This window comes from Streptomyces sp. NEAU-174 (assembly GCF_052665095.1).
This window is the reverse complement of the sequence record NZ_JBQTCE010000005.1, coordinates 460,400-480,376: the sequence shown is the minus strand read 5'-3', so window position 1 is coordinate 480,376 and position 19,977 is coordinate 460,400. Positions and strand designations below refer to the sequence as shown.

18 protein-coding genes and 1 other RNA gene are annotated in these 19,977 nt (G+C 66.6%); 5 read left to right on the top strand and 14 right to left on the bottom strand.

The annotated features are described in order from the left end of the window. Positions 1 to 79 precede the first annotated feature (79 nt). Positions 80 to 238, top strand: coding sequence for a hypothetical protein (locus ACT2CW_RS17830; protein WP_445517269.1), 159 nt, complete (start codon positions 80 to 82; stop codon positions 236 to 238). Between the two features lie 331 nt (positions 239 to 569). Here the strand turns inward: ACT2CW_RS17830 and ACT2CW_RS17825 are convergent, their stop codons facing one another. From ACT2CW_RS17825 to ACT2CW_RS17815, 3 genes are all read right to left on the bottom strand, one after another. Beyond that, the gene (locus ACT2CW_RS17825; protein WP_445517268.1) at positions 570 to 770 is read right to left on the bottom strand and encodes a hypothetical protein; all 201 of its coding nucleotides are present in this window, start codon (positions 768 to 770) and stop codon (positions 570 to 572) included. 234 nt (positions 771 to 1,004) lie between these two features. Continuing rightward, a complete protein-coding gene (locus tag ACT2CW_RS17820) occupies positions 1,005 to 1,364 on the bottom strand; it encodes a GNAT family N-acetyltransferase (protein WP_445517267.1) in 360 nt (119 codons plus the stop codon). Between the two features lie 970 nt (positions 1,365 to 2,334). Further along, positions 2,335 to 2,679, bottom strand: a complete 345-nt coding sequence (locus tag ACT2CW_RS17815; protein WP_445517266.1) for an SH3 domain-containing protein — start codon at positions 2,677 to 2,679, stop codon at positions 2,335 to 2,337. A gap of 1,057 nt (positions 2,680 to 3,736) precedes the next feature. Here ACT2CW_RS17815 and rnpB point away from each other — a divergent pair. Together rnpB and ACT2CW_RS17805 are read left to right on the top strand one after the other, a co-directional pair. Beyond that, positions 3,737 to 4,136, top strand: an RNA gene (rnpB, locus tag ACT2CW_RS17810) — RNase P RNA component class A. Between the two features lie 203 nt (positions 4,137 to 4,339). Beyond that, complete coding sequence (locus ACT2CW_RS17805; RefSeq protein ID WP_445517265.1) at positions 4,340 to 5,161, top strand: APH(3'') family aminoglycoside O-phosphotransferase; 822 nt, start codon at positions 4,340 to 4,342, stop codon at positions 5,159 to 5,161. 15 nt (positions 5,162 to 5,176) lie between these two features. Here ACT2CW_RS17805 and ACT2CW_RS17800 read toward each other — a convergent pair. The 4 genes from ACT2CW_RS17800 to ACT2CW_RS17785 form a co-directional block, all read right to left on the bottom strand. Then, positions 5,177 to 6,039, bottom strand: a protein-coding gene (locus tag ACT2CW_RS17800) for an IS5 family transposase (RefSeq protein WP_445517382.1) whose coding sequence is annotated in 2 segments (ribosomal slippage) — positions 5,177 to 5,691 and positions 5,691 to 6,039 — 864 coding nt in all. Because the reading frame shifts where the segments join, the coding sequence is not laid out codon by codon here. Between the two features lie 129 nt (positions 6,040 to 6,168). Further along, positions 6,169 to 7,008 carry an IclR family transcriptional regulator domain-containing protein gene (locus tag ACT2CW_RS17795; RefSeq protein WP_445517264.1) on the bottom strand — a complete coding sequence of 280 codons (840 nt, stop codon included), beginning with the start codon at positions 7,006 to 7,008 and terminating at the stop codon, positions 6,169 to 6,171. 147 nt (positions 7,009 to 7,155) lie between these two features. Beyond that, the gene (locus tag ACT2CW_RS17790) at positions 7,156 to 7,986 is read right to left on the bottom strand and encodes a quinone oxidoreductase family protein (RefSeq protein WP_445517263.1); all 831 of its coding nucleotides are present in this window, start codon (positions 7,984 to 7,986) and stop codon (positions 7,156 to 7,158) included. A 1,020-nt stretch (positions 7,987 to 9,006) separates the two neighbouring features. Next, complete coding sequence (locus ACT2CW_RS17785) at positions 9,007 to 9,768, bottom strand: hypothetical protein (protein ID WP_445517262.1); 762 nt, start codon at positions 9,766 to 9,768, stop codon at positions 9,007 to 9,009. Positions 9,769 to 10,946: 1,178 nt separating this feature from the next. Between ACT2CW_RS17785 and ACT2CW_RS17780 the strand changes: the two genes are divergently transcribed. Together ACT2CW_RS17780 and ACT2CW_RS17775 are read left to right on the top strand one after the other, a co-directional pair. Beyond that, a complete protein-coding gene (locus tag ACT2CW_RS17780; RefSeq protein ID WP_445517261.1) occupies positions 10,947 to 12,218 on the top strand; it encodes a hypothetical protein in 1,272 nt (423 codons plus the stop codon). Between the two features lie 67 nt (positions 12,219 to 12,285). Beyond that, positions 12,286 to 12,966, top strand: coding sequence for an HAD family hydrolase (locus tag ACT2CW_RS17775; RefSeq protein WP_445517260.1), 681 nt, complete (start codon positions 12,286 to 12,288; stop codon positions 12,964 to 12,966). A 505-nt stretch (positions 12,967 to 13,471) separates the two neighbouring features. Here ACT2CW_RS17775 and ACT2CW_RS17770 read toward each other — a convergent pair. The 7 genes from ACT2CW_RS17770 to ACT2CW_RS17740 form a co-directional block, all read right to left on the bottom strand. Then, positions 13,472 to 14,131: an HAD family hydrolase gene (locus ACT2CW_RS17770; protein WP_445517259.1), complete on the bottom strand. Its 660-nt coding sequence runs from the start codon at positions 14,129 to 14,131 to the stop codon at positions 13,472 to 13,474. 29 nt (positions 14,132 to 14,160) lie between these two features. Further along, positions 14,161 to 15,708, bottom strand: coding sequence for a glycosyltransferase family 4 protein (locus tag ACT2CW_RS17765; protein ID WP_445517258.1), 1,548 nt, complete (start codon positions 15,706 to 15,708; stop codon positions 14,161 to 14,163). Positions 15,709 to 15,746: 38 nt separating this feature from the next. Beyond that, positions 15,747 to 16,889 (bottom strand): hypothetical protein, encoded by a 1,143-nt coding sequence (locus ACT2CW_RS17760; RefSeq protein ID WP_445517257.1) that lies wholly within the window; start codon positions 16,887 to 16,889, stop codon positions 15,747 to 15,749. A 61-nt stretch (positions 16,890 to 16,950) separates the two neighbouring features. Next, entirely contained in the window at positions 16,951 to 17,892 is a 942-nt protein-coding gene (locus tag ACT2CW_RS17755; RefSeq protein WP_445517256.1) for a UTP--glucose-1-phosphate uridylyltransferase, read from the bottom strand. 114 nt (positions 17,893 to 18,006) lie between these two features. Beyond that, positions 18,007 to 18,918 carry a class I SAM-dependent methyltransferase gene (locus ACT2CW_RS17750; protein WP_445517255.1) on the bottom strand — a complete coding sequence of 304 codons (912 nt, stop codon included), beginning with the start codon at positions 18,916 to 18,918 and terminating at the stop codon, positions 18,007 to 18,009. Between the two features lie 34 nt (positions 18,919 to 18,952). Continuing rightward, complete coding sequence (locus ACT2CW_RS17745; RefSeq protein WP_445517254.1) at positions 18,953 to 19,426, bottom strand: cytidine deaminase; 474 nt, start codon at positions 19,424 to 19,426, stop codon at positions 18,953 to 18,955. Beyond that, positions 19,423 to 19,953, bottom strand: a complete 531-nt coding sequence (locus ACT2CW_RS17740; RefSeq protein ID WP_445517253.1) for a dCTP deaminase — start codon at positions 19,951 to 19,953, stop codon at positions 19,423 to 19,425. Before ACT2CW_RS17740 ends, ACT2CW_RS17745 begins: the two co-directional genes overlap by 4 nt. Positions 19,954 to 19,977: the final 24 nt, after the last annotated feature.

The following is a 19,977-nucleotide window of genomic DNA, read 5'->3' as shown; positions in this document are numbered from 1 at the left end:
GGGGGAGCTCGGTGATCACACCGGAAATCGGGTGAGCAACGGTCGGTTGCGAACCCCGGAGCCATCTCCCGCACTCCCGATGCCGACTGACCGGCGCGCCCGGTACGGCGATTCCCCGGTGTCCTGCCCGGGCTCGTTGGCCGTCGTGGATATGCCGCGCCCGACCCTGCAACTGGAGCTTGTCGCCGCCGAGACGGCGGAAGGCGTCGACGGCATCGACATGCTGTCGCTGTTCTGACCAGCCGCCTGGCAGCCGCTGCTACTCGGTCTGCGCCTTACCGCCTGCCTGGCCGAGCCCAGCCAGGAGCCCGCCATGGCCGCGGATGCGATCACGAACAGCAAGGTGTAGTCGTGGAAAGTGGGGCGCGCGTCCCGCCGTTGATCGACGCGGCGGCCGGCAGCCCGTCGGACCCGAGCCAGCCGACCCCGCTGCGGCCGACCCGACGCATCGCGGCCTCGCTGGCACCGACGATCCAGACGGGTGGCTCCCCGCCTGGACGGGACGCAGGTCGGCCTGGACCGGTGGCAAGGTGGAGAACTCGCTGTCCCAGGGACACGGGATTGATCGTCTACCACGCGTCCAGGAACGCCAGCATGTCATCGAGCATCTTGCCGCGCCGGTGCCAGTCCGCGTTGCGAGCGATGTCGTACTCCTGCTTCATCCACCTCAGCCCCACAGCAACGCCAAGGCGGCCGTCGCTGAGCACGTCGAGTGTGGTCAGCAGCCGGGCCCACCGTTCGACATCTGCGGAATGACCGGCACTTTTCACCAAGATTATCTCGAATAGGGCCTGCCCGCAGTAATCGTAGCCCCGAGGTGAGCCATCCTTCGTGGACGTGGTTTGTCCCGCGGAACTCGTCGAGCGCTACGTCCTCGTCGGCTGCTGCCCCTGTGACGACGGAGGGCGGTGACCTGCGGGTGAGGGCCGCGGTCGCGATGCCGGGCGCCACCGGTCCAGATATTCCGGGGTCCAAGAGCACGTCGGATGGCCTCGTGCATGGGCTTACTCCTTCACGCATATCAGGGCGTCGAGGGTGGGCCCGCTTTTGTGCTCCACTTGGGCGCCCAGTCCCCGCAGGATGGACAGCATCCGCTGGTTTCCGGCTCCTGTCATGGCTGTGATCGCCTGGCAGCTGAGGAGGCGGGTGCGGGCGAGGTCTACCAGGTAGCTGGTGAGAGCCGTGCCCAGCCCTTGCCCCTGCCAGGAGTCCTCGACGAGGATGCCGAGCTCTCGGACTTGCGGCGTCGGCGTCCTCAACAGGTGGGTGACGGCGATGACGCGGTACGGATCATGAGGCGGGACTGTGATCAAGGTGATGCCGTTGGCCTGGTCACAGAGGTGTCCCCACTCGCGAGTCGTCACGATACGCCGAGAAGCGTGGTAACGGGCGTAGCGTGAGGTCAACGAGCATCTGGCGTGCATCTCGTTGACCCCATCAAGGTCATTGGCGAGTGCCGACCGCGTCACAGTGATCTGATTCGCGCGCGTGACAAGGCGCATTGGCGGGGAGCCGAGCAGCAATGAGGAAGCCTGTAGCTGCAACAGGGCAGACAAGGGATCTTGCGTAGCTCCCGCGCTCGACAGCCGAGGGTTGTCACTCCGACCGGCGGATTCCGGGCCAGTGCCCTTCGTCGTCATCCAGTTCTCCTCTCGCCCAGGTCTCGTTTCGCTCGGAACCCGCTCGGTCCGGAGGCGCAAGCGCACATGAAGGCGGCCCCCGGTATCGGGGCAGTTCCGGTGTTGCTCTCGTCCCGGTCCCGGATGCTCCGCGGGCCCGTTGGGAGGGGCGCGGGTGTCCGGTCAGTTCTTCACACGCCGTTCCAGGGCTCCTTGTAGTAGCCCTGGGTGAGTTCCATCGCGGCGGGTCTTGGCTCTCCGCGATGCGTAAGGCGGTGCAGATCCGCTCCGAGTGCCGTGCTGTGAGCGTCTTGTTCGGTATCGAAGGGCAAGCAGTTGGGCCACTTTGCCCGGCCCAGGAGCACGAGGCGGCGTGTGCACTGTCCTGCGGCTCAAGGCGCCTCGTCGGCCCCCCAAAGCCGCCGTAGCCAAGCTTGTTGATTTTCTGTACCGGACCGACCCGGACGAGAGGTACGCCGCCTGCTCTTGTGCCGTACTCGATGCGGAGCTCGGGTCCTCCACCGCGAATCCGTGTCGTTGCGGCCGGTCAGAACCGCGGCCGGGGTCAGGGCGCCCACCGCCGCTGGAGCAGCCTGAGTTCACCCTCTTGTGTCTTCCTCACGCTCTTGAGGCATCGAATGTGGCGAGCGGGTTCGACGTGACGGTGTCCTCCCGGTGCGGAGCGCGACACGCGTGTGTGCAACCCGCGTCTCGCCTAGCCGGCGAGTTGGTAGAGCATGTCGCTGCGGATCCAGCCGGTGGTTCCCTTAGCCAGGCCTCCTTTCGAGCGCTTGGCCAATTTGCTGTAGTACCACTGGCCCTTGCCACAGTAGATCCGCAGGCGGTCGCCGTCGTAGAGCCGCCCCTTCGCCGTGTAGTTCGTGCTCGGGCCGGTCCTGTAATTGATGCCGTTCCCGTCGGCCGTGCCGGTGAAGTCGGCCAGGTTGTACGTGCACGTAGAGGAACCAGCTGCGGACGCGGTGGGCGCCAGGGTTATCGCACCCCCAGTGAGGAGGGCGGTAGCCGCCGTCAGAGCGGCAATTCGACGCAACATGCTCATAGTCGAGGACTCCTTGTGTGACGCGAACGGTCTCCGGTGACAGAGACACCGGGTATCAACGCATGTTGATAGTAGGTTCGCCGACGACTCTCTGGTGGGGTCTCGGTCTATCAACGTGTGTTCACATTCGACGCCTCTCGTGGGTGTGGCGCGCCGTGGGCAGCTGTCATGACGGCCTTTAGCGGCGCGTGGCTGGAGTGGCGAGAGAATCGAACAAATGATTGAATTCGGGTTATGTGCCACCAGCCCCCCTCCGATCTCGCTCGCACGCAGCACGAGTGGGCTGCGACGTACCGAGAGCTGGCCGCGCAGCCTGGCCGTACAGCGCTGCGACGGCGTCTCCTGAGACTGTCGGTGGCGCTGTATTACCACTCGCACTGGGGTGCACGTGGCCGTATGCCCCTGGCGGGAGCCGACCCGGACGAGCCGATCCGTGAAGAGGCGAGTGGAACGTGATCGTCCGGGTGTTGTGCGGAGCCAGCGCAGGCCGTGTTCAGCTGTCTCCTGATTCGTTGCGTCTCTGCGCAATCCAGGACTTCCTGGACGAGCAGGTCATGAGGAACGAGGCGCTCGGAATCTAGTGCGCCTTCAGCGGAGAAGGGTCAGTCATGCTCTGGCGATTACCGGGAGCCGGATGGAAGCGGCTCGGTGGCCACAGCCCCACCTGGTCATCGACCGAAGGGCCCGGTCGGGGTTGTGTCGAGCCTGCGTGAGCGCGGCTCAACAGGCAACAGGCTTCATGATCGAGCAGCGGCGTACGCCGAGCGGCGCTGAGGAGGCCACGGCGCACCAGGACGACTGCACGATGCCAGCAATCTCAGGGCAGTGCTCCAGCCCGCTACGGACACCCATCCCGCACTGAGGTGGCGGCGGCACCAAAGGACGGGATCGGCGGGCACCAGCTGCCGGGATCTGTGGGGGGCGTGGAGAGCTCCGGACCGTCATGCGTTCCACTGCTGACTGAGCGGCGGCTGCGGTGGGACGCTGGGCGCGAGATCCTGGGAGCTCGTGGCCGCCGCCGGGTGCTTCAGTCCTCTAACATGGTGAGTGCGGCAGACGAGCCGAGTGGACGGTCGCGTCGGGAGTAACCCATCCCGCCGAGGAACGTCCGGACTCCACAGGGCAGGGTGGTGGCTAACGGCCACCCGGGGTGACCCGCGGGACAGTGCCACAGAAAACAGACCGCCGGGGATCTTGGTCCCTGGTAAGGGTGAAACGGTGGTGTAAGAGACCACCAGTGCCCAGGGTGACCTGGGCAGCTAGGTAAACCCCACCCGGAGCAAGGTCAAAAGGAAGCGCCCTGGTGCTTCTGCGCGGACGTTCGAGGGCTGCCCGCCCGAGTCCGCGGGTAGACCGCACGAGGCCGGCGGCAACGTCGGTCCCAGATGGATGGCCGTCTCCCCGGTCGCTGTGAGGCGGCCGGGTGACAGAATCCGGCGTACAGCTCGACTCGTCTGCCGCTCCTCGCGTCCCAAGCCATCATCATCAGCTCTCATACGCCGACGCTCCATCGGCCTGGAGGAGGCCGTTGGCGTGGCCAGGATGCGCCTCGGCGACTAGGCCGTTTCGTTCGGATCACGCCTTGCCGCATGCCGGGTACGTGGTATTGCAGAGATCCTGCGGTCCCAGGCCGACTGCCAGGCTAGCTAAAGTGGCCTCCATGAGCGATCATCCCGGGCCTCAGGTCATATCGCCGGTGCTCCTCGGTGTGGGGGACAGCGACTGGTTGCCTGTCACCGCTGGCGAGTCGGGAGCAGTTGTCTTTCGCAGCGCGGACGCCACCCGGTATGCCAAGTGCGTGTCCGCTGCGAATGCAGCCGACCTGAAGGCCGAGCGCGACCGGGTCGCATGGCTGACCGATCAGGGTGTGCCTGGTCCCCGAGTGCTCGACTGGCACTCCGGTGACGCCGGCGCCTGCCTGATGACCAGTGCCGTCTCCGGCATACCTGCTGATCAGGTGCCCGCTGAGGACCTGCGGGTCGCCTGGGAACCTATCGCGGATGCGGTGCGCCGACTGCACGAGGTGCCCGTGTCGCAGTGCCCATTCCGCCGGGGCCTGGACGCTATGGTCGCCGTGGCGCGCGACGTCGTGGCCCGCGACGCCGTCAACCCGGAGTTCCTCCCCGTCGAGCAGCAGCACACGCCCACTTCGGAGCTGCTGGACCGCCTCACCCGGCAGGTCCCACGGCGACGGGAGCAGGAAGTCGCCGACACGGTCGTCTGCCACGGGGATCTGTGCCTGCCCAACATCATCCTCGATCCGCAGACCCTGGACGTATCAGGCTTCATCGACCTGGGCCGCCTCGGACTGGCCGACCGCTACGCCGACTTGGCACTGCTGCTCGCCAACGCACGAGAGACATGGCCAGACGAGGAGCGGGGACGGGCCGCGGACATGGCGTTCGCCGAGAAGTACGGCATCGCCCTGGACCACGACCGCCTCCGCTTTTACCTCCATCTCGACCCGCTCACCTGGGGCTAATCGATCTCGTGGGGATCATCGGGCGGACCATAGAAAGATGCCGGCGATGTGGAGTCCGGCCAGGTAGATGGTCGCGGTCTTCTCGTAGCGGGTGGCGATGCCTCGCCATTGCTTGAGGCGGTTGATGCACCGCTCGACGGTGTTGCGCTGCTTGTAGGCCTCGCGGCCGAAGCCCGGTGGCCTGCCGCCGCGGCTTCCCCGACGCAGTCGGTGACGTTGCTGGTCCGCCGGTATGGGGATCACCGCGCGAATACCGCGCTGTCGCAGGTGGGCGCGGATCGCGCGGGAGGAGTACGCCTTATCGGCCAGGACCACGTCGGGCCTGGTGCGCTGCCGTCCATGGCGTCGGGGAACGCGCAGGCGGGCCATCACCTCCGTGAAGGCGGGCGCGTCGCCAGCCTGGCCAGCGGTAAGAACGAAGGCCAGCGGCCGGCAGCGGCCGTCGGCGGCGAGGTGGATCTTCGTGGTCAGTCCGCCGCGGGACCGGCCGATGGCATGGTCGCCCGGCTCACCGACCGGGGCCCCTTTCCCCGGGCCCCCGCCGTGTGCTGGTGGGTCCGCACGACCGTGGAGTCCACCGACACGGCCCAGTTCAGATCCTCATCGGCGTCGGCCTGTGCCATCAGTGCGGTGAACACCCGCTCCCAGGTACCGTCGACGGCCCACATCCGCAGCCGGTTGTAGACGCCCCGCCAGTTGCCGTACTTCTCCGGAAGGTGCACCCACTGCGTGCCGGTCTGGAATTTGAAGGCGATCGCGTCGATCACCTCGCGATGGTCCCTCCACCGCCCACCCCGCTTCGGCGTCCGGTCCGGGAGTAACGGTTCGATCCGCGCCCACTGCGCGTCAGTCAACGGCACACACAGACCAACGATCAGATGATCCGAACGAAACGGCCTAGGCGGGCCAGGTCCACAGTGTCCAGCCCGCCGCTGGGCGTGGGGCGATTGGCCAACCGGTTGGCCATGAGATCGCATGTGTGTGCCCTGCCTCGGGCTGGGATACGGCTACGACCCGAACATCATGGCCATGGGCTCCGACAGATGGCCGAGTTTGGCACTGAGTTTGGACGCAGCCGTTTTTGTTGCTTCGATCACTGTGTCCGACGCCTCGGGCATGATCGTGGCGGGTTTGAGCAACAGAACAGTTCCCATGATCGCTTCGCCCCATACGATGGGCGCTGCGCAGGAGTTCCACAGAGGCATGCACTCTTCGTAGCCGAGGGCGTAGCCGCGGTCGCGGACGTCTGCGAGCGACGCGAGGAGCTCGTCGTTGTCGCGGTATATGCCTGGGCCCGCCTCGGCCGGAATCGGTTCGGCCAGAACGACGTCCTGGATGGCCTCTGGCAGGTAGGCGAGGATGGTCCGGCCACTGGCTCCGGTGCGGAGGGAGCGCGTGATGGACAGAATGTCGCGGGCAGTCATTCCGAGTTCAACCAGGTCTGATTCGCCAACGGCCATGTCTATGCACTGCCGCTGGGCACCCGCGAAAGGGGCCAGCATGTACTGGAAAACGAGACCTCCGTCGGTCGCCGCGCGAAGCTCCTCCAGGATCTCGTGAGTGCTTTCGTCCTTGGATGGCGCGTGGGCGAGAGCGTGCATGCCAAGGTGCGCAGCGGTCGTACCGAGCCGGTACTTGCCATGGCCGACTCGCTCGAAAAAGGAGCTGTAGACGCCGGACTGTAATATGCGGGAAGTGGTGGAATCGTCCAGTTTGGCTGCCTTGGCTAACGCGCCCGTGCCGTGCACCTCGCCTCCAAGTGTCGTGAAGGCCTTCTGGACTCGAATAAATCGGTCGACGAGGCGCGAACCTGTCTCTGGAGTATTCGAGATTTCGTTGCCGGTCATGCTAGTCGCTACCTCCGTCGAGGCGGCCGCGCTCGCCGCCGGAGCGCGGCCTGCCAAGTCCCTTACATGGACAACCAGTTGAACGACGCCTTGCATCGCACTCTCGTTCCACCCGGAGGGTAACGTGAGGGTAACTTTATATTTCGACTACCCGGCAGTATCCAGACAGAGCTTCCCGATGTGTGTGCGAGCGGCCAGAGCTGCGTGGGCAGCTCCCGCCTCATGCAGCGGATAGACATGGCCGAGGACCGGGCGCAGCGAGTTGGCGCGTACGGCGTTGAACAGCGCCTTCATGCTGGTCGGCAGGGCGTTCCGGTCGCCGAACATTGACGGCAGCCAGAACCCGGAGACGCTGATCGACTGCTCCATCAGTACCTTGGTCGACACGTCGGTCGTCTGCCCCGAAGCGTATCCGTACACCGCCAGCCGGCCGTGAGGGGCAAGGGCGGCGGCGATTGCGTGGAAGGTCGGTCCGCCGGTCATCTCCAGCGCGACCTGGACCGGTCCGCTGGCCGCCTCCTTGATTTCCTCGGTGAGGTTTTCGCTGGTGGAGTCAAGGGTCGCGTCCGCGCCGAGGTCTTCGGCGAGTTGGCGCTTTTCCTTGGTACTTGCTAGCGCGATCACCTTCGCGCCGATGCCCTTGGCCAGCTGGACGGCTATGGAACCCACACCGCCAGCGGCGGCCGGGATCACCACTGTCTGGCCGGATTTCACGTCCGCCACGGTGTGGAGCAGGTGGTACGCCGAGTTGCCCTGGAGGCACAGCGCGACTGCCTGCTCATCGCTCACGTCGTCAGGTACTTCCCACGCGGTGCGACGGTGGACGTGGGCCTGCTCGGCATACCCGCCGCCGAGGGTGAGTCCGACGAAGCGCTTGCCTTCCGCTGTGCGACCGACCACTTCGTTGCCGGGAATGTAGGGCAGTGTCACCGGAACGAGGTAGGTGTCGTCCCGTACGTGCATGTCTGCGTAGTTCACCCCGGAACGACTTACGTGCAATAGGTGGTGGGCGCTCCGCGGTTGGAGGTCTGGGATATCGACCACCTGTAGTACCTCCGGACCGCCGAACTGATCCATCCTGATGGCGCGCACAGTTCTCCCTGCGGGTTTGGGTGCGGATATGTCTTTTTCTAGGCTATGCCATGCGGTCGGACTTCGGCGAGGTACCGACAAATACCCCCCATTTCTCATGCAGTGAGAACCTGGCCTGCATTCTCACTGCATGAGACGTATTCGCCTTCCCCCTTCTTGACTGGTGAGAAGTCAGGTGTCGTGTGCGACTGTGGGTGTTTCGTCGTTGACGAAGGGATATTTACAAGGGTAGGAATCAAGGCGCGAGGAGGGCGATCGTCCGTATCGATCGTCGCCCATGCACCGGATGCGATGCTGTCGCGCCTGGGATCCTGTGCCGGGTTGGGCAGCCAGATCTCCGGCGCGAGCGAAGTTTCGCATCGCAACTGGCAGGGGGAAGACTGCGTGTATTTAACGGGGGATGATCTAGAGACCAGGAAATAAAGAGACCGCGGGGGCGATGGTGATGACGGTGCCGGGCGGGAGCCGGCGGGAAGAACGGAGCGGTGTCATTGATGGGGCTCCGCTTGGTGCGGAGGTCCTGGATAACTCCCATAAATTCGCGGATTTTGTCGAGAATGATGAAGTCCGCCGTGACAGGAAACCAGGACAAGGCCCCGCTCGCCGCAGTGATGAGAGTAAGCGCGATGCTGCGAGCGGAGTGTGGCTCGGAGCCGAGGATGGCACCATGCTCTTTCACCCGGTTTCCATAGGTACGGGGGGGTGTCGGAGCCAGCCGACGCCAGAGGCCGACGTCTTGGAGGAGGCGGACGAGATGACACTCGACGCAGCAAGGTGGCTGATGCCTTGCTTGCCGCGTGAACTGGTCGCGGAATACCTCCAGTTGGGCCTACATCGTAACGACGGCGATGCGGCTTAGTCCGAGACCGTGTGGGCGGAGCCGTCCCTTCGGGGACGGCTCAACGCCTACGCCTTGCCGCTCTCCAGGCGTCCAAGCTGCGCGATCATCGGCAAAAGGGCTTGCCTGCTCGAAGGCAGCAATTCGTGGCACTGCCGCGCGATCTCGCGCACACCCTCATCCTGAAGTGCTTGAAGAACGTCGGCCTGCCCCAGGGCGCCGGTTACCGAAGCAACCTGCTCCTCGCTGAGCTCTGCTGCTGCCTTGAGGAGCCCAATCGTACGGGGCAGCGCATCGAGCAGCGCGGGCTGATCGGCGAGGCTGCTGAGGGTCTCACGCTGCTCAGGGGTCAGTGCGTTCACCCGCAGGGCAATATCCCGGACATCTGCATCACCCAGAACGTCGAGTGTCTGTAGTCGTCCGAGAAGCGCCTTGATCGTCTCGGGGTCGGCAGCGTCCTGCCCCACGTTCTGTAGCCGGATGTGCTGAATACCTAGACGGCGCAACTCCTTTAGGAGATCCAGCTGGGCCTGGGCGTCGTCTTCGAAGGCCACCTCGTCGTCGACGAAGTAGGAGATGCGGCGACCGGAGAACTCGGCAAATGCGGTCAGGTGACGCAAAGTCACGTTTGTCCCCGGCTTGCCGGTTCCGAGCTCCCAGAGGTACTGACCTGAGATCTGTACGCCGGTCTTCTCGGAGATCTGACGTGCAAACGCCTCCCAGCCTGGCGGCCTCCCGCCCTCGGGTGCGCGCGCTTCGCGGAGCTTGGACAGCTTCTCTGCGAGCGTACGCGGCGGTCCACTCGTGCCGTCACCGCCGGTTTCGGGCATCGTCGGCCTCTCCCCCTCTCCTTGCAGGCTTGATCATCATGCGGGGCATGGGCGAACAGTATCGCTATCCACACACGTGAATACCACTTTATGGGCAGGTTGCGTCAAGCGCTCCTGTCGCATGCTCCAGGCCTGCATATTGGCCTAGTCCACTAGTGGTGATTCCGCTGCCTGTGGACCTCTCGCGCGGTGAGAAAGTACAGCCTGGCCATGCCCTATTATCCACAGGTGTTTATTTGAATCTAGCACATATCGGACCAATGGGAACCCCTGCTATTGAGTCGTGCAGGGCTCGATCGTTGGTGCTTCGCGGGTGCGAATGTGTCGGAGATCGGATCGTCTGGTTCGCCCTGGAGGGTTGAATCTCTTCACCTGTTTATGAACGGGGGTCGACTTGCGGCGGTCGGGCGACTATGGTCAACGCTTGTCGTCAACGGGTGTTTATGGGTGGTGAGTGTGGGACCCCTGGAGTCGCCAACAGCCAGCCGAGGACCTACCCCCTCGTACGGTCCTCGACTCCCCGAGGGCGCCACCGCAGGCCCCCTGCGGTGGCGCCCCTCCACCCGTCCAGCCCACCATTCGGCCACGGCATCCAAGTGCGCCCTACGTCCGCGACATGCTTCCCGAGCTGCTCCACAGCCGACCCCAACAGGACTAGCAATAGGCCGTGGCTACCTCGCCTCGCATTCGTACGGAGAGATCCGTGGACATCGTTCGACACAGGCATACGACTCGCCTGAACGCCTCCGCACAGCTGCCGCGACGGCCTCCTCATCTGTGCTGTGACCCGCCCGGCATTTCCCCTGAAGAACGCTTCTCGATCGCCGACAACGAGAGCTTCCGTCGGTCGGCACGATGGATCCCGCCGCATGCGACGGCGCATGGTGCCACTGCTGCAACCGCCCTGATACACCGCTCCGGACTCCCGGCGGCCAACGCCAAGACACCAGTCGCGTCACCCCCGTCCTCAGCGCGAAGCGCCGGCCTCCGGTCATTTGCGCGGTGCGCACCGGGACGTTTGGGCCGTCACCGACCCCACAGCCGCGGATTGCCGAAACGCCCGGGCCTGGCTGCCGACTACCTCTCTGCTCGTGTCTCCCGCGACCCCGTCCGTACCACGAGTCGCACACAGTGAACCCAGCCCACAACTGTGTACCGATCCCCCAGGAGGCTGTCCGATGGCCACCATCCGAGCTGTGATTGCGGCTCCCGCCCACTACGTGTCGGGGGCGGCGGCCGCCGCGGTCATTGCCCCCCTGGCCGGCTCCGGCCACGCTGATGCGCTCGCACACCGAGGACGCGATGCCGTCGCAGTCACCCTCGACGCCAGCGTACGACCACCGGCCCACCACGACGTCGCGATCGACGAGGCCTACACCGCCATCATCGAACATTCCAGAGATCTGCGTCGCACCATCAAGAGGTTGCGAAGCTACGGAGTCGACGCCGTGATGGCCGGAAGCCCGTTAGGCATTGAGCTTGCCGAACGGATCGCTTGGCAACTTGGTCTCCCCGGTAGCGGGATCCCAGGGTCGACCCCGCTACGGATGGACCGAGGCGCCCAGGCAGAGGCATTGCGGCAGAAGGGAGTTGCCGCCCCCCGTACCCTGCGGACCTCCAACGTCGCCGAAGCACTTGCGTGGGCCGACTTCGATCAGACGCCTGTCTACCAACTGACCTCAGCCACGATCGACGTGCCCACGCGGCCGGTTAACTGCCGTACGAGGCAGGAGATTGCAGCCGCCTGGAACCAGGCTCAGGACACTGCCTACCGGCGTAGCGGGGACCACTCCCTTGTCCTTCGAGAGCTGGTGAGTGGGCGGCGGTACAAGGTCGACAGCCTCACATGGCTCGGACCAGAGGGCCCTCAGCACACTGTTACCGGCATCTGGGCACACACCCACACCCCCGCCGGGCTGCTCGACCGCGCTGACCTGTTGCGCAGACAAGGACTCCTGGCTCGTCGGCTCTCGGTGTATGTCGGCAGTGTTCTGGACACCCTGGGTGTGATTTCAGGGCCGATCTCATGCCGCGTGGCCTTCGAGGCAGAGCGGGGGCCGGTCTTGTTGTCCGCAGGTGTCGTTACCCACCGGTCACGTGCCGATGAGGCAGTGTGGGAGGTCACCGGTCGTGATCCCATCGACGCGGCGCTGGGCAGTGTCCAGACCGTCTTCCCACGGACCATCGGCAGCCGCGTCCACCACGTGGCCCGCATCTATCTGAAGTCTCTGCACGGTGGTGCACCCGTACCGGGGCTGCGGCAGACCCTTGCCGCGCTGCCCACAGTGGCGTGCATGGACGCCTGCCCGTCAGGAGGTAAGTCTCGTTGCCCCGGCGAAGAGGAGGCCTGCGAGATCGTCCTTACACACGAGGAGCCCGAGGCGATCGAAAGGGACTACCGCTACATCCGGGCTCTGACAGCAGATCCTGGCTGGGACAGGGCTCGTTAAATCTGTTCCTTCGCCCGCAGTCGCGGCCATACCCTTTTCAATTGATCAAGAAAGGAGTTCATACACCGTGCCACGGACCTTCAACCGACCGCACTTGGTCTGGGGATGGAGAGGCACGCTCGCCGATGATGTCCAGCGGCAGGTCGGTGCAGTGAATGCAGCCCTCGTTTCTCTGGGCGCGCAGCCTGTCGATCTCGACACTGTCCGACATCACTTCACCACCTCGGCTTCCGCTCTGTGCGCCGGGATACTTGGTCGCGCTCTGACCGACCGGGAGCAGACACGGGCGAGCGTGGCGTTCGAGACGTACCACTCCCGGCGACCGCCACCCCAGCTCATGCCCGGAGCTGAGGACCTCCTTGCAAGGCTGATCCGCAGCGGTTGCACACATTCAGTGCTGTCTCTGAGCGCCCATAACTCTCTGACCCAGCACATCGCTGAGCTGGGCATCACCCCCTCCTTCGTGCGTATCGACGGACGCACAGAGCCGTCCTCCAAGGCCAAGACCAAGGAACAGCCTCTTGCGAAGCATGTGACGATGCTCCGGCAGACCATCGGAAATCGTCCGATCGTCCTCATAGGCGACGCCGTTGATGATGTCCGGGCTGCGCTCGCCAATCAGGTTCACGCGGTGCCGTATGCCGGGGGCCTGACGCACGCCGACATCCTCCGCCGGAGCGGTATACCCGTCGCTGACACTCTTGCGGAGGCTGCGGCGATTGCGGTGGCTCACGCCCACACAGCGTAAGCTGAGTCATCTAAAGCCCTATACGCCCGGAGTAAGTCAGAGGGTAATGAGCCACGAGGCCACGAAACGCTGAACCTGTGGCGCTGTGATGTGTGTCAGCCTGGGGGGATCGGAGCCGATCGCCCCTGTCCGGTGCTCTCGGACACGACCCTAGCGATGCCCATGGGTTGTGTGCGTCCCTTTCAAGCTGCCCCTACAGGTCTGGCGGGCACGCAGGGGCCAGATAAACGGCCCGGCACTGAATTGGAATTTAGCGCTTCAGGGAGCGGTGATCCCGCTTACCTATGTGTTTTCCGTGTGACGGCTCTGATCTGCTACCTTCCCCGCGCGCGGATTTCGCGCTGGATGCGACCCGGTAACCCTGTGACAACGAATGGTGGGCCATTTACCATGCCCCGCTGATAGCCCCCGTCGGCGAGGGCGGCGCCCCTGCCGGACCGAAGGCGTATCGCGCGTATGCCGATCGGATCGCTGCGTCGACGAGGGAGAGGTGACGGGCTGGCCGTCACGGGTTTATCGGACGTCGCTCCGGAGGTCCGTCGTGGCTGTGCCTGCTGGTCAGCGGAAGGCCGAGCGCGCGCAGCCGGGCGGTGAATTCGGCTGGTCCGGTGAAGAGGTGGGCCTGCATTCCGACGGTTCGGGCGGCGTGGACGAAGGTGGGTTCGTCGTCGAAGTAGGCCAGGGCGTGGGTGGGGATGCCCATGCGCTCGGCGGCGTGGCGGTAGGCGTGCGGGGAGGGTTTGTCGATGCCGAGTTCCGCCGAGGGGAAGACGTGGTCGAAGGTGATGCCGTGGTGCTGGAGGTCGCTGCGTAGGGCGTCGGTGCAGTTGGACAGGACGCCGATCGGCAGGTGGCGGCGTATCTCGGCGAGTAGGCCGATCATCGTGGTGTCGGGTTCGCCGCGGTCGGCGCGCCAGGGGGCGAGGGCGTCGCGTACCTGGGGCCCGAAGTCTTCTGTGAGGCGGTCGGTGACGTTGTCGGCCCACTGCTGGTCGGTGAGGACGCCGACGCGGGCGAGGCGGTAGGCGGGGTGGTCGTAGGCGTAGCGGGCGATGGTGCCTTCGGGGAGGCCGGCGAGTTGTTCGCTGTGGCGGGCGCCGGTGTCGTGCCAGTGTCGGAAGAGGCCGTTCATGTCGAGCAGCAGGCCGTCGATGCGGTCCGGCATGGAGCTCCTTCGGTGTGGGCTGTGGTGTGTCAGTGCGCGGTGGTGTCGTAGACGGTGAGGTAGCGGTCGGCTGTGCGGGTCCAGCTGTAGGTGGCCTGGATGTGCTGGCGGCCGTTGATGCCGCGGCGCCTGCGCTCGGCGGTGTCCTGGATGGCGGCGGTGAGGGTGTGGGCGAGGTCGTCGGGGTCGTCGGGGGCGACGAGCCAGCCGGTGGCGTGGGGGCCGGCCGCTTTGATGGTGCGGGCGGGGCCGCCGGTGGCGGTGGCGATGGGCGGGGTGCCGCAGGCCATGGCTTCGAGGTAGACCATGCCGAAGGGCTCGCCCACGGCCGGGGCGACCATGAGGTCGGCGCAGTTGAGGCCGGTGGGCAGTTCTTCGTGGCCGCGCCAGCCGATGAAGAACACGTCGCGCTCGATGCCGAGTTCGGCCGCGAGGTCGGCGGGGTGGCCGCCTTCGTATTCGCCGGGGTAGCCGCCCCACATCAGCAGGGCGGGAGCCGGGTCGAGGCGGGCTCGGGCGGTGGCGAAGGCCCGTAGCAGCACGGGAAGGCGTTTGAAGTCCAGGAAGCGGCCTACCCACAGCAGCAGGGGGCGCAGGCGGCCCTGGTGGTCGTGGAGGCGTTGCAGGTCGGTCTGGGTGTAGCGGATGCCGCCGGGCTTCTGGCCGGGGCCCCAGCCGCGGGGGTCGGTGACGAGCCAGTGGCGCAGGTGGGCCAGGCGCTGGGCGGGACTGAGCGGCTGGGGCCGGAAGGTGTGGGTGTCGACGCCGTTGGGGATGACGGGCGGCGTATCGGTGAGGTGGAGCAGGCGGGTGGCGAGGTGCTGGTCGTGGTCGGAGACGGTGACTATCTGCCCCGCGTGCGCGGCGGCCTGTCTCAGGCGGGTGAGCCAGTAGGGCGAGTGGGTCCATTTCTGCCAGGCGGTGGCTGTGAGCAGGTTGGTGTCGGCGTCGTCGAGTTTGGCGGTCTTGGCCAGGCGCAGGGCCTCGGTGGTGCGGTGGGAGTTGTCGCTGTGCAGAAGGTAGGCCAGGTCGGCGAGTGAGGTTCCGGTGCGCCGGGCGAGGCGGATGCGCTGGTCCATGGCGTCGATGAGTTTGAGTTCGGTGCCGTGGAGGGTGGTGACCCGGGGGATACCGGGGTAGGCCGCGTGGGCGCTGGTCTGGAGGTGGCTGAGGTGGTGTAGGTGCAGCAGTCCGGCGCCGGGGCTGCGGTGGGCTCTCAGGTGCTGGGTCCAGGCGCGGGTAAGGTGCCCGGCGCTTGACGGTGGCACGGCGCTGAACAGTGGGTCGGGGCAGTGCCCGCGGTCCTCGTAGGAGGGGTGGAAGGGCACGGGGGCGCGTTGGGGGTCCTTGCCGCGGGTGAAGGCGGCCATCGCGTCGTTGTGGTCGTAGGCGTGCAGGTCGAGGCCCTGGTAGAAGGTGGGGCCATGGGACGGGTCGCCGGGGTGTCCGAGGGATCCGGCGTGCAGGCGGGTGGTGTGGCCGCGGCCGTTCAGCTCGCGCAGGAGGTAGCGGATTACCTGGGCGCTGCCGCCGCGGGGCCAGAACAGGACGGCGGTGTCCATGGTGACGGGAGGCATAGCGGTCCCCTGGAGTCGGTGAGGTGAAGGAGCGGGGGTTATGGGCGGGGGTCGATGATCAGCGGCTGGGCGCCGGAGAGTCGGCCGGGCCAGTAGCGCTCTGCGGGGTCCTCGGGGGAACGGACGGTGACGGCGAGGACCTGGGCGAGGTTGTGCCGGTCGCGCAGCGGGAGCGCTTGGCCGAGCACCACGGTGCGGGTGCCGGGATGGAGGGTGTAGGGCAGGCCAGGGTGCCCGATCTTCGCCAGATGCCGGTCGACGTCCTCCTGGGACACCGGGGGCCGGTGGGAGACGGTGCGGTGGCAGCGGTCGCGCTGGGCGGCCGGGCAGCGGTTGGCCGTCAGGCAGGTCGGGGTGTTGAAGACCTCGGCGCGGTCGCCGCGGCCGAGCACGTACGCCAGGGCGCAGCTGTTGGTCTGGAAGATGCGGTGGTCGGCGTAGCGGTCGGGGAGGTGCTGGAGCCACTCCCATGCGGGCCGGGGCCAGATGGAGTCGGCGGCCTGCGGATCCAGCTGAGGATCGGCCAGCTGAGGCCACAGGCCCGTGATCTGTTCAAGGGCGGTGGGCTTGACCTTCGTGCCCACCGCGACGGTGCACGTCGCGTACGCGGTGACCCAGTCCATGACGCGTTCGATCGCCTCTGGGGTGCTGTTCTGCGGAAGGAAGGGCCGCCAATAGTGGATCACCGGGATGTCGGCGGCGTGCACGCGGGGAAAGTTGGCCCGCAATGCGTCGTGGTCGATGCCCGCCTCGATGTCGGGGCCGAGACCGGAGTAGCTGAGATAGACCACAATCGGCAGCCCGGCCGCGCGGTTGCGGGTGATGCACGCGACGATGTCGTCCGGGATGGCGCACTTGGTGATCAGGCAGACGGGGTTGCGGACCGCGGAGGCGCCCAGGGCGTCGAGCAGCGCGGTGAGGTGGGCGCGGGTGACGGGGGTGGCCAGGGCGTCGGTGCAGGTGTAGAGGGCCACGACAAGATCGGGGTGGTAGTAGCGGTGTGTGAGGAGCTGCTGCACCGTCTCCTCGGGGGTGGCGAGCACCACAGGCTTGGCCCGTGTCTGGCCCAGGTCCTGTAGGTAGCAGTACGCGCAGCCCTTGGGGCAGCCCTGGACGGGGTTGGCCACCAGCCAGGTGTCGTGCTGGTCGATGACGGGCTCGAAGACGCGTGTGGGTGCCATGGGTTGCTCCCCTGTGTGGGCCGCTCGCCTGACGGGGCGGCCCACACAAGGCAGCGGCAGGTCAGGGCGTTGCGGAGGTGTCGGAGTCGGGGCGGTTGCTGCTGAGTTCATCCACCAGGCCCCGCAGGACGGGCCCGTACTCGGGGTGGGCGAGAGCGAAGGCCATCTGGGCGACGAGGTAGTCGGCCGGGTTGCCGGTGTCGTACCAGCGGCCGGAGATGACCTGCCCGTAGACCGCCCTGGTGGAGGCGTAGGCGTTGATGGCGTCGGTCAGGTAGACCTCGCCCACCGGCTGCTTCTTCTTCTCGGCCTCGTACCAGCGGCGGGTCTGCTCGCGCAGTTCGTCGATGATGCCGGGGGTGACGACGTAGCCGCCGATGGCCGCGTACGAGGACGGTGCATCTGCCGGTTTGGGCTTTTCGACCAGGCCGGTGATGCGCAGCAGGCCGTCATCGAGGTCCTCCTTGACGATCGGCACGCCGTAGCGCTGGGAGTCCTCGCGGTCCACGGGCATCAGGGCCAGTACCGGGCAGCCGGTCTGCTCGTAGGCGCGGATCAGCTGCTGGGCGCGGGGTACCTCGGCCACGAACACGTCGTCGGGCCACAGCACCAGTACCGGCTCGTCGCCGAATGCCCTGGCGGCGTTGAGCACGGGGGTGCCGTTGCCGTACGGGCCGTGCTGGTCGAGGTAGGTGATGTGGCCCTTGCGGGCGAGGTCGGCGACCTCCTTCACCGCGTCCGCGTACGCCGTCTTGCCGTCGGCGCGGAGCTGTGCGACCAGAGCGGAGTTGGGCCGGAAGTGGTCCTGGATGAGGGACTTGCCGCCGGAGACGACAATGGTGATGTCGGTGATGCCGGAGTCCACCAGTTCGCGCACGGTGTGCTCGATCACCGGCTTGTCGCCGACCGGGAGCATTTCCTTCGGGGTGGCCTTGGTCAGAGGCAGCAGGCGGGAGCCGAGTCCGGCGGCGGGGATCACGGCCCTGCGGATCGTCGGGGACATCAGGTCTCTCTCGGTCGAACGGCACACCGCACCGGCCGGCACGGCACACCCTGACGCTACCAACGCGCCGCATCTCACCTGGGCGATTGCCGTTTCCCCGGAATGCCGCGATGGTCACCGGCACAGGAAGGAACCGGTGTACTTCATCACCGCGAAGTACCCGTTCGCCGCAATCGCCTGGGTGACCTGGGCGCGGACCCGGTCGCGCAGTTCGCCGAAGAAGTCCTCGCTCAGGCGTTCGTCGGGCTCGGAGGAGACGCAGCAGTGGTTGTGGCCGACCTCGTAGAACAGCATGAACGGCTCGGGGTCGGTGAAGCGCAGCTGGTCCTGCCAGTCCACGGTCTGTATCTGCTCGAAGTGCTTGCCGAGCACGCCTGCGCCGTTGGCCAGCGACAGCCGCCCCTTGGGGGTTGCTTTGAACAGGTCCTCGGGCGCGTTCATCGCCTTCAGAGCGGCGAAGTGGACCTGGTACATCTCCAGCATGCTGTCGGTGCGGTCGGTGGTGAGCTGGAAGATGCCGCCGGGGCGCATCACCCGGCGGACCTCGCTGAAGCAGCGGTCCAGGTCGGGCACATAGTGGATCATGTAGTTCGCCATGACGCGGTCGAACGCGTCGTCGCCGAGCATGGACAGGTCGTCCGCGCTGGCCTCGATCCACGTGCACGCCGTGGCGGTGCCGTGGAGCCGCTGCCGGGCGGCCTCCAGCACGGCCGGGGCGATGTCCAGGCCGGTGATGGTGCCTTCGGCGAGGTGGGGCCGCAGGCCCTCCAGGACGAAGGCGTTGCCGCACCCGAGGTCGAGCAGGTCTTCGGCGCCGGTCAGGGCGAGATTGTCGATCATGTGGTCGAGCATCGACTTCGGGTTGGTGCGGAAGGCGTTGTGGACCCACTGCTTGACGTCCAGCATGCGGGTGTCGTGGAAGAACCGGTCCCGGGCGGTGGCGGCGGAGAACTCGAAATGCCGCGTGGGGATGATCTTCTGGGCCAGGGCGTCCAGCGCGGGCGTACGGAAGTCGGTGAGGTCCATCTCAGATATATCCTGTTCGTCGTGGTCGGGGAGCTCAGGTGCGGGTGGTGAGGTCGGCGGGCCATTTGGTGCCCACGTATTTGTGCGGGAGCAGGCCGGCCAGCGGCTCCAGTACGGCCCCGGTGCCGTCGTGGACGACCACGGTGAGGCCGGGAGCGTGGTCGAGGAGGAGTTCGCGGCACAGGCCGCACGGGGGGACAATGCGCGCCACGGCGGGCTCGGTGGGCTTGGGGTAGCGGACGGCGGCTATCGCCAGCAGCTCAGCACCGGTGGCGAGCCGGGCCGCTGAGAGGGCGCCGGCCTCGGCGCAGACCGAGGCCCGGCCCACCATGGCGTCCAGGTGCAGGCCGATGTGCAGGCGGCCGTCGGCGTCCAGGAGCGCGGCGGCGATCTGGTGGCGGGCCAGCACGTACCGGCTGCTGATCGCGGCGTGTGCGGCCGAGACCAGATCCCGTATGACCGGGTCGGTGCAGTCGGCGGCCGGGTCGGCCACAGTGCGGCCGGTCATCGTGCCGCCTGAGTCACGTCGCGGTGGATCTGCGAGGGCTGCGGGCCGCGCGAGCCCTGGTACTTGCCGTCATACAGCGTGATCTCGCCCTGCACGCGCCAGAAGGTCACCTGGGCCAGCCGGTCCCCGGCGTGCACCCGCACCGGCTGGACCGCGTGCATCTGGAACGTCGACTGCCCGATCGACCCGATGTCGATCAGATCCGCCGTGACGTGCAGGAACAGGCCGAGACGGGCGGCACCCGAGCGGGAGCGGATGATCGGCACGTGGTGGGCGCTGCCCAGGACCTCCAGGCTGGAGCCGAGATAGATCCGGTCCGGCTGAAGGACATACCCGTCCTCGGGGATGTCCACGGTGGTGTGCGGATTCTCTTCGCGGGTGTCGAGCACCCCGCCGGTGTAGAGGGCAAGAGTGGGCCCGAGCGTGAGGTTGTAGGAGTTCGGCTGGATATGTTCCTTGTCGAACGGCTCCAGGACCAGACGGCCCTCCTCGCGCTCACGGACGATCTCCGGTCCGGTCAGGATCACGGCAGCCTCCATATCTCTGGGGAG